The following is a 14,267-nucleotide window of genomic DNA, read 5'->3' on the forward strand; positions in this document are numbered from 1 at the left end:
GAATTCCCTAACATAAAAAAACAACCAATAAAGTGCGAAACTTTACTGATTGTTACTGATATCATCTTTAATTATTTTCTTTAAAATGATAATTCCTCAAGACGTGCGCTAATAATATCTTTCAAAAGCGGATCGAAATTCAGAGATGGTGTAATAAGCAATTCTGATTGTATGTCCATTTGCGCGATTAGTTTTTTTACTTTATTCACTAAGCGTCCATCATATAAAAACATTGGCACGATAATTAACTTGGAAAAGCGCTTAGCTAACTTATCCAAATCATTTTTAAAGCTTATATCGCCATACAATGTTCTGGAGAATACAGGATAATCTGTAGCTAGCTGATGATTAAAGGTTTCTAATTCATCATGTGCTTGTGTATAAGAGCGACTACCATGTGCGATTAAAACAACTGCTACTTTACCTTTGTCATCTTTGTCGATATGAACTTGTTCAATGCGTTGTTGAATAATTTCCTGCATTAATGCATGCGTTCCTAAAGGCTGACTTAAGCGATAGTTAATATTTGGATGTTGCTCCTTTATTTGTGCTAATATTTCTGGAATATCCACTAAATAATGCATGGCAGAAAAGATGAGTAGTGGCACAATTTTAAATTCTGTTTCTCCTTGATTCAAATAATGCGTCATGATGCGTGAAATACTTTTTTCTTCACTTTCAATAAACGCCAAATCATATGGATAGCTTTCATGCTCTAACAATTGAGCCACAAAGCCTGTTAATGCCTCATTTTGATCTCCTTGACGCATGCCATGTGCGACTAAAATATTCGCTACCATCGTATCCCCCCGATACATGATTAATAATGTTGATTAAAATAATAAGATTTAATGTATCATAAGTCAATATTTTTCTAAAAAAGGAGCGTAACGTCCTACATAAAAGTCTGTTACACTCCAAAGCTGTATTTAGAATTTCTAAAATATAATCTATATATTTCATTATAGCATCTATATCATTTTAATTATTTAACTAAACTATCTCGTGTACCATTCAGGTAAGCATATACGAAACCAATAAAGATACCGCCACCTATATAGTTACCAATAAATGCAAAAACAACATTTTTCAATACACCTAACCATGACAAAGCATCCAAATTAAAGAAAGCCATACCTGCATATAATCCTGTATTAAAGACAACGTGTTCATAACCCATAAAGACAAAGACAATCACGCCACACGCAATGAAGAATGCTTTTGCTAAACCTTCTTTAAACTTCATAGAGACAAAAATACCAATATTGATAAAGAAGTTACAAAAAATAGCTTTAACTAAAATATTGTACCATGTCGAATCAATCGTTTTCTTATGTACCAATGCCGTTAAACTTTGAATCATTTCAGGTGTCATAATATGAGCAAATTTCATCAAGAAAAATAAAAAAATCCCACCAATAATATTACCAATAAAACAAAAAGTAATCACTTTCATTATTTTAGACATAGAAATCACTTTATAATACCAGCCCACAGTCAAGTACATAAAATTACTCGTCAATAGTTCTGAATTAGTTAATACGATCAATACTAAGGCTAAGCTAAATGCGATTGCACCAAGCAAATTAACCAGCCCGTCATTTGTTCCGGCAAACTGTGTCTTAACAGCAAACATAAATACTGTTACAATCGCCAATAAAAAGCCAGCCATGATCGCTTTTACCATATATCTCCCTGGCGTCTTATCAAGCATGACTTCCTTCATTTGCACTTGACCAGCTGCACTTTCAATTTGTGCACGTGTCGCATGTGTGTCATCAAGTGTCTTTGCATTTTTTAACATCTAAACTTCCTCCTATGTATGTCATCATTTAATATAGACCTATTATATCCATAAAGACATAATAAAACTATAAAGCTTTAAAAAAATACACATAATATATGAAAATTTTAAAAATTAAAATGTAACATACTATAAATTTATCGCTTTTGAAATAATACATGTATTTTCTATGAAAAGCAGCTTATGTATCACACAAATTCTAAATAAATCGACATTCTATATTTGAAACTAAAACATATAAAAAGCTTCCATTAAAGATTGAGCTCAACGCCCTCCCTAATGGAAGATACTTATATTACTATATTAAATCTTTTAAATATTTACCATTGTAAGAATATACCATGCGATACTAGCCAACATAATTACAAGATGAAACCACCAATCCATTTTAATAATGGCAATCACTTCTCTAATAAAAGCATTGGTGAAAAAATAGCTTTTCGTTTTACTGCCAACGCTGTAAAAATTTTTGAAATGCAATTTTTTCGCTAAAAACATCGCTCTTAGAATATGAAAATCATTTGTGCATATTAAAATATTAGGTTTATTTAATGGTAAATTTTCTATCATTTCCTTAGAAAAATATAAATTTTCATATGTCGTTTTCGATTGTTGTTCACAAATAATCTCATCCTCAACGATACCTTTATCTACTAGATATTCCTTCATAGCAACTGACTCAGGTCGCAGCTCATCATCACCCTGGCCACCACTCACTAAAAACAAATGCTGCTTATTATTTTGCTTTTGATAAATTTCTAAGCCTGCATTAATTCTACTAGCTAAAAGTGGTGTAACTTTATTATTTATTAAACCGGATCCTAGCACTAAAAAAATATCAATAGACTTATTGCTATTTAATGTTGAATAAAATATAGCTAAAAGCCAGCAGCTCAATATTAAGCCAAAAAAATACGTAAATATTAACGTAGTGAATAAATATGTTACAAATATATATTTTGACACATCATTGTTAACGATAAACGATACTGGAAATAAAGCAATCAAAATTACAATCCACATCGCTAACGATAAACTCAAAAAGTTTGTAAGACGACTGCCTTCATTTTTCAATAATTTTTCACTATCCCAAAATAAATAGAGAATAAAGGCGATAATCACGAGCATTGACAATAATAAATAACTACTTAAAACCATTAAGTTAAAATCAAATAATCTATTCAAATAATAAGATACTAAAATATACATTAAAACAATGATAATAGACGTACAGTAAATATTAAGTCGACTATTTGCTTTAAACAGTAAATATGCTATACCTAAAAGAATGAAAACAACCAATAATAATATATACATTTTTCCTCCTTTAATTAAATTCACTATAACACAACAATGTTTAAATGATTACTTATTTTGTTACTTACAAAAGTGTAAGTAGTAATATTTTTTTCTCGTGCTACGATGAAATTAATCACAGAGGAGGTATCTTAATGAACACTTACAAAATAGAAACCAAAAATTTATCCAAAAAGTTCAAAAACAATGTAGTCTTAAATGATATTAATTTAAAAGTTGCTCCAAACGAAGTCTATGGCTTATTAGGTATTAATGGCGCTGGAAAATCAACATTACTTAAAATCATTTGTGGTATATTATCCAGCTCACATGGCGAAATATTTTTAGATGGCGCACAGATGGTCAGAAATGATTTATCAAATATTGGCTCGTTAATAGAGTCCCCGCCCACTTATAACCATCTAAATGCTTATGATAATCTAAAAATCGTAGCTTTAAATGAAAATATACCTTTTGACAATATTCCACAAGTATTAAAAAAGGTCAAACTGAAAGTAGATAAACAGAAAAAAGTTAAAGATTTTTCACTGGGAATGAAACAACGTTTAGGCATTGCAATGGCGCTAATAAAAAAACCAAAGTTATTAATACTCGATGAGCCATCAAATGGCCTTGACCCTTATGGTATACAAGATTTAAGAACATTATTGAAAGATTTAACTCAGCAAGGTACAAGCATCATCGTATCAAGTCATATACTTTCCGAAATACAAATATTAGCTGATCATATCGGTATTATTCACAACGGTAAATTAAAGTATCAAAAAGAAAATAATACTAATGAAAATCTAGAAAAAATATTTTTCGATATTACAAAGGAGTAAATTATGATGAAAAATTTAAAGACTGAATTACTTAAATTAAAAAGTTCCTCAGCTATGTATATGCTCATTTCATCGCCATTAATATTTTTAGCTTTTGCAATATTTACGGCGTTATTTGCTCAAGGTCAACCTGATAAGAATGAACTTTCTCCATATTTATCTTTGACGTTTAATTTATGGCCGTTTTTCGTGATACCTATACTTACATGTATCGTTGCTAACTCTCTCCTCAATATGGAAATAAAAAACAATCATTTTTCTTATTACAAAAGCAACAATTGGTCTATTAACAGCATGATTAAAAACAAAATCATTGTAACCATCATAGGCTTTATCATTCATGCTATCTTGATATTTATCGTTTCAATGATTGGTAACGCATTAACTTCTGGTGCTCCAATAAACCCATTACTAATATTCGTGACGATAACACTTATTTTAATTTCTAGTTTATCGTTGATACCTATAAACTTTATTTTAGTGAGAAATACAGGTGTTTTTCTTGCGATATTTCTAAATCTTTTTTTATCAATATTAAGCATAATTACTATAACTATGACAAAAATATTTTGGATTCTCCCTTGGTCTTATATCGGTAGAATTCCATTAATCACTTTATCATTACATCCAAATGGTACTTTATTATCTAAGTCGAGCCCATTTTTTAATGATTTACATGCTTTATTAATCGTTTTAATCGTAAGTACCATTTATTTCGTTGCATTTTTCTTCTTAAATAATAATAAATCTTGGAGGATAAAATGATAAATGAATTTAAAATCATAAAATTAAAATTTATATCAGACATTTTAACCTATATACCACTCATGTTTACACTTTTTTATATTTTATGTATTGATCTCTATTTAGGTCCCTCATGGCATAAAACAGCTATTCAAATATATACTGGTTGCTTTAATGCAATTACGCCATTAATATTGTCCATCACAGTGTTTCAGACAATTAAATTTGAAGAGAGCATAGGACATTTCAACCATATTTTAAGTAAGACTAGCCGTTTATCATGGGCTCTAGCCACACTCATGTATATTTATATAAACTACGTCCTATCGTTAATCATTTCTACTTTAAATTTAATCATCATGAGTGAAAACTTAAATATTAGCTTATTTTACTTATTGACTAGTCTGCTATTTAATATTTTAATAACAGTCATCATATTTATGATCGGTCTCTTTATCAAAAGCGTGCTTGCAATTGTTGGAGGTATATTTAGTGTAATATTTAACATCTATTTTGGTATGGAAGTTTTAGGCGACCAGTCATGGTATTACATGCCAATCACATATGCTACACGCTATATTCCTATGTATATCCAAAATAGTGTACCTTATGTTTTAACGTTAATCCTATACGTTATGAGTTTAATCATTATTTATGGCTTTTTAATGCTAACCATTAAGAAATGGTCAGGTAGAAAAATTAATGATTAATTTATGAGGTACATCGTATTGATTATGAGGCTCATATAAGCAATATTTATCAAAACTTACAGTATAAGGAAAAATGCTATTAACGAATTGAAATAGTTCATTCATTAATAGCATTTCCCAATATATTCTTATAATAATAGGTTAAGTTGTTCAACATACCTATTGACGTTTGAGTTTTGATAAAATTTTTAATCCTAAAGCAAAGTAGCCATAGCCAAGCGCTAGTCTTAAGAGATATTTTAATGAAGGACTTTTAATCCACTTAGAATTAAATATTAATGTCGGTACCAATGTACTATATGCATATAAGACTAAAACTTTTAAATATCTTGATTTCATTGTTATCAACCTCTTTTCAAGATTATTTTAACGTAATCGCATTAATTAAAGCGTGTCATTTTCATGACAATTCTTTTTTTAGTAGTCGTTCAAGCTGAGTTAAAGTCTTTCGCATACCAGTTTCAACACCCATGGATAACGCTTGTTCAGCAGCTGTCGCAGTTGGAAAAATAGTCGTAGACGTCACTTCTGTTTGTTGCTTATTCAATTGTTTGAATTCTAATACCACTTTCATCCCTGGTAATCGTGTATCTTTATCACCGTCTTTTGTAGCAAAGAAATCAAAGTAAACAATCTGATACGGTGCTTGAACCATATGGTATTCGGTTAATGTATAACTAGTCGCTTCTGGTGTTGTAATAGCATAAAATGCTTTTCCACCAGTCACTGCTTCAAAATGATAGACCTTAATTTTAGCACCTGGTGGATGAAACCATTGTTCAAATAGTGATTGTGTTGTATAAGCCTTGAACACTTCAATGATAGGAGCATGAAATGTTATATGCGCAATGATTTGATTTAATTGGCGTTCAATGTGCATATGACCTATCCTCCTTTATATGTTAGTTGATCAATATGTTTTTTACGAAGTGCTTATTTATCAAGTTGTTGTTCCCAGCTTTTTATATCATATGGGTCTTTTACTTTTTTACCATTAATAAATACAGTTGGTGCTTTGGATATATGATGCTTCTTATATAATTGTTTATCTTTATCAGCCGCTTTCCATGACTGACTATTTTCTTGTTTATAATCTGCTTTGATTTTGTGCTTTTGTTGTTGACTAATATTAAGTTGATCTATTTGTTTGTCGATTAATTTTGGTGTAATCCATTCTTTGTCATCATTTTTCTCTTGTGCAGCGTATATTTTTTGTTGAAAATCTAAATATGCTTGTGGGGCAATAGCATTAACTGCATGGCCTGCACGCGCACCAATAATGGAATCTTTGCCTAAAAAAGCCATGTTGATGAATTGATAGTCTGCTTTACCTGTATCAATATATTTCTTTTTAATTGTTGGCATGACTTGTGTTTCTACTTTTTTACAATATGGGCACTTGTAATCGCCATACTCAACGATAAGGGGTTTATTATGTTTAGTAGCTTGTGGTGCACTTGGAGCGTCTTTCTTTTGTTGTGCACATGCACTTAAAATAACTAAAAAAGTCAATAATAGTATGATGGGTAATCGTTTTTTCATATGTGCTCCTTAACGTTTAGGTTAGTTCATATTTTCTTCTTTATAATCTGGATCGTGCTTTTGAATATATCCCTTTGCATCGAAATTTTCTTTAAAACTTATCGTTTTACCACTAAATTGATACGCATAATAGTGAATCTCATCATTATCACTAAGCGGTTTATATCCTAAAATGACATATTTGCCATGTTCAAAGACATAAATGTTAGCATCCTTTTTATCAAAATGCTTAACGACGTCGCCTTGATCATGTTTTGCTAAACGTTCTTGCTTATCATCTTGCATTTTAACCGCCTTATCTATCTTTTCGGTATATTTACCACTGCTGCAAGCTGTCAGCAGTAGAACGATTAATGTTAAGGCCATTGCTAACTTTTTCAAGTTATTCACTCCTAAGCTTTTAATTTATTTAATCTAGGATTCCCTATCATCCTTTAATACATGTCTAATCATACAACGATACGGGCAAACGTGCCAGTTGAAATAACAAGTTAATAAATGTTAAATAATATAATATTACTTTTATTCCATTTTCGAACTTATACAACTAAAGTATGATGGAATAATATGTGTATTTATAATGTAATTTTGTTACACTATACCTATTCAGTAAAATAGAGGAGTAGATTTAATATGAAGTTCATGACTATCACTGCAGAAGAATTCGATCAATTTACTAAAACACATTTTTCACATTATACCCAATCAAGTATGCATTACCTCACTCGCTCAGAAATGAAACATGATGTTCATTTGGTTGGCGTAAAAGATGACCAGAATGAAGTAATTGCTGCTTGTCTATTAACGGAAGCACCTGCCTTACGCTTCTTTAAATACTTTTACACCCATCGCGGTCCAGTCATGGATTACAGCAATATTGAATTAGTTCATTATTTCTTTAAATCTCTCACAAACTTTTTAAAACAACGCAAATGTCTTTATGTCCTTGTTGATCCATATATTTTAGAGAACTTACATAACGCAGATGGTGAGATTTTAAAATCTTACGACAATCGTGCAGTAATAAAAACATTAGAAGATTTAGGTTATAAACATCAAGGCTGGTCAGTTGGCTACGATATGATGAGTCAAATTCGTTGGCTTTCTGTACTGGATTTAAAAGACAAGAACGAAGATCAATTGATGAAAGAAATGGATTATCAAACGCGTCGCAATATTAAAAAAACCTATGAAATGGGTGTCAAAGTTAAAACATTGCCGATTGAAGACACGCATACGTTTTTCGAGTTATTCCAAATGGCTGAAGAAAAGCATGGTTTTTCATTTAGAGATGAACCTTACTTTATAGAAATGCAAAAAATATACCAAGATCATGCAATGCTAAAATTGGCTTATATCGATTTAAATGATTACTTGGCTACGTTAAAGGCAGATCGTGATAAATTGAAGCAACAGCTTTCAGACATAGAAACTGCTTTACAAGAGAGTCCAAACTCTAATAAAAATAAAAATAAACATACACAAGTAACGCAACAAGTTGCAAGTAATCAACGCAAAATTAAAGAAACTGAAACTCAAATGGATAAAGAAGGTCATATCTTAAATTTAGCGGCTGCATTATATATCTATAACGACCATGAAATGTATTATTTATCCAGTGGTTCAAATCCAAAATACAATGCTTACATGGGTGCATATCGTTTACAATGGGAAATGATTAAATTTGCGAAAGAACATCATCTCGACCGTTACAATTTCTACGGTGTTACTGGAGACTTTAGTGAAGATGCCGAAGATGCTGGCGTACAAAAATTTAAAGAAGGCTTTAACGCTCAAGTATATGAATACATTGGAGATTTTATTAAACCAATTAAACCGGTATTTTATAAACTACAACAATTTATCGCACATAGAAAATAATTAATTGGGTCAGGTTACCTAAAAAATTAAGAAGCAGGACAGAATTCATATAAAAATATCCAGTAAATAACTTTTATAAATTCATTTACTGGCTTCTTTATTTACTCGTATTGTTGGCTCGCTTTCTTAGGGGACAACTTCACCTTGTCCTGTTCATTCAAGAGTCTCACCAAAATACGGCGCATTTATATGTAATTTTATATCAACATAATTAAAAACAGTCTGGGACATCATTATGTTTTAAGTTATGAACTCTATATTGGCAGTAGTTGACTGGATTAAAAATACGCTTATACCAAGCTTTTTCAATCCTAGTCAACCTTGCCGGGGCAAGACTAAGAATTCATTATGAATTCTGTCCCGCTCCCTTTTTTATTTGTCCAAGAACTTTATGCCCCAGACTCCTAATCATTCTATGTTGTTATTCTTCATTAATGACATTCAAAAAGCGTCTTAGCTCATCTGTTTTTGGTTGATTAAATAGTTGTTCTGGTGGACCTTGTTCCCCGATAATGCCGTCATGAATAAACACGATACGGTTAGACACTTCTTTCGCAAAGCGCATTTCATGGGTCACAATAACCATCGTCATTCCCTCATCTGCAAGCTCTCTAATCACTTTCAATACATCTGTAACTAGCTCAGGATCTAGCGCAGATGTAGGTTCATCAAAGAGCATGACCTTAGGATTCATGGCTAATGCACGCGCAATAGCCACACGTTGTTGTTGTCCACCTGATAAAGCGTGGGGACGCTGGTCTTTGACACTTATTAAACCTACCTTTTCTAATAAAGCTAATGCTATACGTTCCGCTTCAGACTTTTTCATTTTCTTAACGGTAACTAATCCTTCCATCACATTCTCTAACGCTGTTTTATGAGGAAAAAGATTATAGCTTTGAAATACCATACCTGATTGTTTACGCACATTAATTTGTGACTTCTTATCATCTGCCGTGTAAGTAACACCGTTAACTGAAACCGTTCCTTCAGTTGGAATTTCCAATGCATTCATCATTCTTAATAATGTTGTTTTACCAGAACCAGAGCGCCCAATAAATGTGATGACTTCTCCTTTTTCTACCGTCAAATTGACGCCTTTAATCACTTCTTTATCATTGAAGGATTTATGAATATTGTTAAGTTCTATCATGAACGATACCCTCTTTCAATTTTAGATTCATATAATCCTTGGAGCACTGAAATAATAAAGCAGACAACCCAATACATGATGGCTACTAAAATATATATTGTAAAATATTCATACGTTGTTGAAGCCACCTCTTGTGCTTTACGGAACATTTCCGCTACTAAAATAAAGCCTAATAGCGATGTATCCTTTATCAAGCTTAAAAATGTGTTTCCTAAAGCAGGGATAGACACACGAATAGCCTGAGGTAAAATGATACGTTGCACCGTTTGACGATAAGTCATCCCAATGGAATATGCTGCTTCAGTTTGTCCTTTCGGAATGGAAATAATACCACCACGAATAATTTCGGATGCATACGCACCTACATTTAGAGATAAACCTATAATTGCAGCAATAACTGGTGCAAGTGTCCATTGATTATCTGCATCACCTGTGATTAATCTTCCTAATTCTGGTATACCATAGAAGATAATAAATAATTGTACAATCATTGGTGTGCCTCGAATAATTGAAACATATATACGTGCAATGGCTCTTAATATTCTACTGGTTGATATTCGCATTAAAGCAGTAAATAATGCAAGAATTAACCCAAGAACAAAAGTCACAATTGTAATCGGAATAGAATATTTAACTAATCCTTCTAACATAGGTCCGAAGGCTTGTCCAGCTGCGTCTAAAGCATGTTGCTGTTCATTATTGAGGTTTAGAAACATCTTCACCAAACCATTTCTTACCTATTTTAGCTAATTCGCCACTATCTTTTATTTTTTTCAAGCCTTCATTAAAGTCTTTAACGACTTTACTGTCAACCTTTTTAGAAAAAGCAAAGCCAGATTTACTTTGTTCTGCCTGACCTTTAATAGCTTTAATCTTAGCGTTCGGTTTTTGTTTTGTGTAGTCTAAATAAGATAAACTATCGTTAAAAGTACCATCAACACGATTAGATAATAATAAGTCCATAGATTGGTTAAATCCATCCACTTTAGTAATATCAGCGCCTTTATCTTTAGCTAATTTACCATAGTTAGATGTAAAGGTTTGCGCTAATTTTTTCCCTTTAACATCGTCAAATGATTTAATATCCTTTTCATTGTCACGCACAACTAACACAGCATTTGAATATGTGTAAGGCGTTGAAAATTGATATTTTTGTTCTCTTTCTTTATTGATGCCTACTTGGTTTGCAATGACGTCAAAACGGCCCGCATCTAAACCAGCAAACATTGAATCCCAAGATGTTTCATTAAATTTAAGTTTATAACCTTCTGCTTTTGCGACTGCTTTAATCACATCTATATCGTAACCAGTTAATTTATCTTGTTTATCATGATACGTAAATGGTGCATAAGTTCCTTCTGTTCCAACCTTTAAGGTTTTATCACTACTCGCTTTATCATCTTTAGATGATCCACCATTTCCACATGCTGCTAATACAAAAACAAGCGCAATTACTGTAAATAAAAGTCTTTTCATCTGAATAGTCCCTCCATATTCCTATTATTTCTATCAGAATAGAATAATTTTAATCCTATCCTTACTATTAGTCAATAAGGAGTTACTCATTACAATCATTTTTCATGCCTTTACATAAGCCTATTGACGCTGATTTTTTAACATAAAAGTAAGTAATAAACTAATAACTGTAATGATAACAGCAAATAAAAATCCAGCATGATAGCCATGTAACACCGCATCAATTTTTATTTGAGCTGTCATCTCAGCTTTGGTCATTCCACTATATTGTTGTATATCTGGCGAAAATGCTTGACTTGCTTGGGAAAGAATAGTGATTAAAGCCGCCGTCCCAATTGATCCAGAGATTTGTTGCGCTGTATTCGTCATGGAAGAGCCATGTGCATTTAACGCATGCGGTAATTGATTCATAGTATGTGTCATAATAGGCATTAAGCTCAGAGCGATACCAATCATTCGTATACCATAAATTGTTGTTAAAATAAGTGCCGACGTATGCTCATCCATAAAAATGAAATAACATGTTGTCACAATAACAATAATGACACCTATAAATGCTAACAATTTCACGCCAAAGCGTTCATATAATGCGCCCGAGATCATTGACATTATTGCCATCACTATTGCACCAGGTAACAACATTAATCCAGAATCTAATGCTGAGCGGTGTAAGACATTTTGTACAAACATCGGCAGCACGGTTTCTGAACCTATCATTGAGATCATTGTTACTGACATAATCGCTAGTCCAACGGCAAATTGCTTATTTTTAAAAACTTCAAAATTCAATAATGGTACGTCAAGTTGATATTGTCGCCACACAAATAAAGCAATAAAAATCACACCAACAATTATAGTTGTCAGCACAATAGGATTATTCCATCCGTCTGTTGCAATAGAGCTCACTCCATAAAGCAAGCCACCAAATCCTAATACTGACATTGTTATGGATAAAGTATCAATTGGGGCATACACTTTTGTGCCAACATTTTTAACCGTTTTTAAAGCAATTAAGAATGTGAATGCTGCAATAGGTGCTACTACGTGAAACAACGCTCTCCAATCTAAATATTCAACTAAATAGCCAGATAATGTCGGCCCAATCGCCGGTGCTAGTCCAATTACCAAGCCAAAGGTCCCCATATATTTGCCGCGTTCATGTGGCTCGAAAATATCTAAAATTGTTGTCATCATCAGTGGCATCATAATGCCAGATCCTAATGCTTGAATAATACGTGCGATTAATAAAACAGAAAAATGAGGACTAAATCCTCCAATTATCGTCCCAATAAAAAAGACAGCAATTCCGACTAGAAACACTTGTCGTGTCGTATAACGCTGAATTATAAAGGCAGACAAAGGAATAACAACACCGTTTGTTAATAAGAATGCTGTTGTTAACCACTGCACTTGTGAATACGCAATATGAAAATCTGCCATAATACTAGGTAACGCGGTTGTTAGCAGTGTTTCATTAAGCAATCCAAAGAATCCGCCAAATAACATCGTGATAATCATTGTAAGTTTTTGTTGTAGTGACATATGTTCCTCCCACTAAAATAACATCATACATTTCATAAATAATAGTTATTTTACTAATAAATTCAACACTCCCCTAATTTTTTGCTTAAAATAAAAATAAATCGTAATAATTCCTATTTACAAAATACTATTAATCCGTCATACTATATGAATAAGGGAGGCGATAATATGAAGCAAGATGTACAAACTGCACGTCGAAACTTAAAAAGCCCTAATATTAAAACTAGAAAACGTGCATTAAAAATTATCAAGCAACATAAACGCAAGTAACCCTATCACTCACTTAATAAATAGAAAACAAATTGTTGCATATTATTTTAATATTTCATTATTCATACTTATCTTTATTCACACTTATACTTTATATTTATCTTTATTTCTTAAGCACTTACATTAAATGACATAAAAGCCATTACGTCGCATTTCACGCAACGTAATGGCTTTGATTTATTAAAGATAATATTTATTTGTAACGTTTAAGTTATCATCTAATTCATAAACAAGTGGCGCACCTGTTTTAATTTCGTAACCGATAATGTCTTCATCTGAAACATCTTCTAAGTATTTGATTAAGGCGCGAATAGAGTTACCATGTGCAGAAACTAATACTGTTTGACCATCTAATAAATGTTGTGAAATATGGTCTGTCCAAATTGGTACAACACGATCTAATGTTGTTTTTAAACTTTCAGAGTATGGCATCATACGTTTATCTAAGTGACGATATTTTCTGCTTTGTAGATATTCTTCGCGTTGTGCTTCTGTTTCAGCTGGTGGTTCAATATCATATGAACGACGCCATTTATGAACTTGTTCTTCACCAAATTCTTTTCGCGCATCATCTTTATTTAATCCTTGAAGCTTACCATAATGTCTTTCATTTAAACGCCAGCTTTTATGCACTGGAATCCATAACTGATCTGATTCTTTAAGGATATAATTTGTAGTTTCTAGCGCTCTTTTTAACAGTGATGTATAGGCTACATCAATTTCGATGTTGTTCTCTTTAACCTTACGTCCAGCTGTGACTGCTTCGTTAATACCTTGTTCAGATAAATCGACATCAGTCCATCCTGTAAATAAGTTTTTTGCGTTCCATTCACTTTGTCCATGTCTACATAAAATTAATTTAGGCATGTAAAACACCTTCCTATAACTGAGATTTTCTTGTTGCAGTGAACAATGTATTTTTTTGTTACTTATATTATAAAACGACTTGCACAAGATTACTATCATTGACATGCTATTTTTGTAATAAATTACCTGAAATTGTG

General features: G+C 32.0%; 16 protein-coding genes. 5 read left to right on the forward strand and 11 right to left on the reverse strand.

Annotation, left to right across the window (positions count from 1 at the left end):
• Positions 1-80: 80 nt before the first annotated feature.
• The 3 genes from HMPREF3267_RS10335 to HMPREF3267_RS10345 form a co-directional block, all read right to left on the reverse strand.
• Positions 81-800 carry a sirohydrochlorin chelatase gene (locus HMPREF3267_RS10335; protein ID WP_002492799.1) on the reverse strand — a complete coding sequence of 240 codons (720 nt, stop codon included), beginning with the start codon at positions 798-800 and terminating at the stop codon, positions 81-83.
• Between the two features lie 185 nt (positions 801-985).
• Entirely contained in the window at positions 986-1,804 is an 819-nt protein-coding gene (locus tag HMPREF3267_RS10340; RefSeq protein WP_002460287.1) for a formate/nitrite transporter family protein, read from the reverse strand.
• A 312-nt stretch (positions 1,805-2,116) separates the two neighbouring features.
• Positions 2,117-3,121 (reverse strand): YdcF family protein, encoded by a 1,005-nt coding sequence (locus HMPREF3267_RS10345; RefSeq protein ID WP_062078041.1) that lies wholly within the window; start codon positions 3,119-3,121, stop codon positions 2,117-2,119.
• 134 nt (positions 3,122-3,255) lie between these two features.
• Between HMPREF3267_RS10345 and HMPREF3267_RS10350 the strand changes: the two genes are divergently transcribed.
• Genes HMPREF3267_RS10350 through HMPREF3267_RS10360 form a run of 3 tightly spaced genes read left to right on the forward strand, consistent with a single transcriptional unit; the run spans position 3,256 to position 5,399 of the window.
• Positions 3,256-3,945 (forward strand): lantibiotic protection ABC transporter ATP-binding subunit, encoded by a 690-nt coding sequence (locus HMPREF3267_RS10350; protein ID WP_002492834.1) that lies wholly within the window; start codon positions 3,256-3,258, stop codon positions 3,943-3,945.
• Positions 3,946-3,951: 6 nt separating this feature from the next.
• Positions 3,952-4,710 carry a lantibiotic immunity ABC transporter MutE/EpiE family permease subunit gene (locus HMPREF3267_RS10355; RefSeq protein WP_225306484.1) on the forward strand — a complete coding sequence of 253 codons (759 nt, stop codon included), beginning with the start codon at positions 3,952-3,954 and terminating at the stop codon, positions 4,708-4,710.
• On the forward strand, positions 4,707-5,399 hold the full coding sequence (locus HMPREF3267_RS10360) for a BsaG family lantibiotic immunity ABC transporter permease subunit (RefSeq protein ID WP_062078043.1): 693 nt from the start codon (positions 4,707-4,709) through the stop codon (positions 5,397-5,399). Before HMPREF3267_RS10355 ends, HMPREF3267_RS10360 begins: the two co-directional genes overlap by 4 nt.
• Positions 5,400-5,799: 400 nt before the next feature.
• Here HMPREF3267_RS10360 and HMPREF3267_RS10370 read toward each other — a convergent pair whose 3' ends face one another.
• From HMPREF3267_RS10370 to HMPREF3267_RS10380, 3 genes are read right to left on the reverse strand one after another with little or no spacing between them, the layout of a single operon-like run.
• Positions 5,800-6,279, reverse strand: a complete 480-nt coding sequence (locus HMPREF3267_RS10370; protein WP_062078045.1) for an SRPBCC family protein — start codon at positions 6,277-6,279, stop codon at positions 5,800-5,802.
• A 53-nt stretch (positions 6,280-6,332) separates the two neighbouring features.
• Entirely contained in the window at positions 6,333-6,941 is a 609-nt protein-coding gene (locus HMPREF3267_RS10375) for a thioredoxin domain-containing protein (RefSeq protein WP_002460296.1), read from the reverse strand.
• Positions 6,942-6,962: 21 nt separating this feature from the next.
• The gene (locus HMPREF3267_RS10380) at positions 6,963-7,322 is read right to left on the reverse strand and encodes a DUF4467 domain-containing protein (RefSeq protein WP_002478697.1); all 360 of its coding nucleotides are present in this window, start codon (positions 7,320-7,322) and stop codon (positions 6,963-6,965) included.
• Positions 7,323-7,574: 252 nt separating this feature from the next.
• Between HMPREF3267_RS10380 and HMPREF3267_RS10385 the strand changes: the two genes are divergently transcribed.
• Complete coding sequence (locus tag HMPREF3267_RS10385) at positions 7,575-8,822, forward strand: aminoacyltransferase (RefSeq protein ID WP_070823874.1); 1,248 nt, start codon at positions 7,575-7,577, stop codon at positions 8,820-8,822.
• 421 nt (positions 8,823-9,243) lie between these two features.
• On the opposite strand, the gene HMPREF3267_RS10390 is transcribed toward HMPREF3267_RS10385, so the two are convergent.
• The 4 genes from HMPREF3267_RS10390 to HMPREF3267_RS10405 form a co-directional block, all read right to left on the reverse strand.
• Positions 9,244-9,975: an amino acid ABC transporter ATP-binding protein gene (locus HMPREF3267_RS10390; RefSeq protein WP_002460301.1), complete on the reverse strand. Its 732-nt coding sequence runs from the start codon at positions 9,973-9,975 to the stop codon at positions 9,244-9,246.
• The gene (locus HMPREF3267_RS10395) at positions 9,972-10,691 is read right to left on the reverse strand and encodes an amino acid ABC transporter permease (RefSeq protein ID WP_012990739.1); all 720 of its coding nucleotides are present in this window, start codon (positions 10,689-10,691) and stop codon (positions 9,972-9,974) included. Before HMPREF3267_RS10395 ends, HMPREF3267_RS10390 begins: the two co-directional genes overlap by 4 nt.
• On the reverse strand, positions 10,672-11,451 hold the full coding sequence (locus tag HMPREF3267_RS10400; RefSeq protein WP_002460303.1) for a transporter substrate-binding domain-containing protein: 780 nt from the start codon (positions 11,449-11,451) through the stop codon (positions 10,672-10,674). The genes HMPREF3267_RS10395 and HMPREF3267_RS10400 overlap by 20 nt, the downstream gene beginning before the upstream one ends.
• A 120-nt stretch (positions 11,452-11,571) precedes the next feature.
• Positions 11,572-12,993, reverse strand: coding sequence for an MDR family MFS transporter (locus tag HMPREF3267_RS10405; RefSeq protein ID WP_002460304.1), 1,422 nt, complete (start codon positions 12,991-12,993; stop codon positions 11,572-11,574).
• A 168-nt stretch (positions 12,994-13,161) separates the two neighbouring features.
• On the opposite strand from HMPREF3267_RS10405, the gene HMPREF3267_RS12545 reads away from it, so the two are divergent.
• Complete coding sequence (locus HMPREF3267_RS12545; protein ID WP_002478693.1) at positions 13,162-13,263, forward strand: putative metal homeostasis protein; 102 nt, start codon at positions 13,162-13,164, stop codon at positions 13,261-13,263.
• 180 nt (positions 13,264-13,443) lie between these two features.
• On the opposite strand, the gene HMPREF3267_RS10410 is transcribed toward HMPREF3267_RS12545, so the two are convergent.
• A complete protein-coding gene (locus HMPREF3267_RS10410) occupies positions 13,444-14,130 on the reverse strand; it encodes a 2,3-diphosphoglycerate-dependent phosphoglycerate mutase (RefSeq protein WP_002460306.1) in 687 nt (228 codons plus the stop codon).
• Positions 14,131-14,267 lie beyond the last annotated feature (137 nt).

The sequence above is a fragment of the Staphylococcus sp. HMSC62D11 genome (assembly GCF_001839145.1).
GTDB lineage: Bacteria > Bacillota > Bacilli > Staphylococcales > Staphylococcaceae > Staphylococcus > Staphylococcus lugdunensis.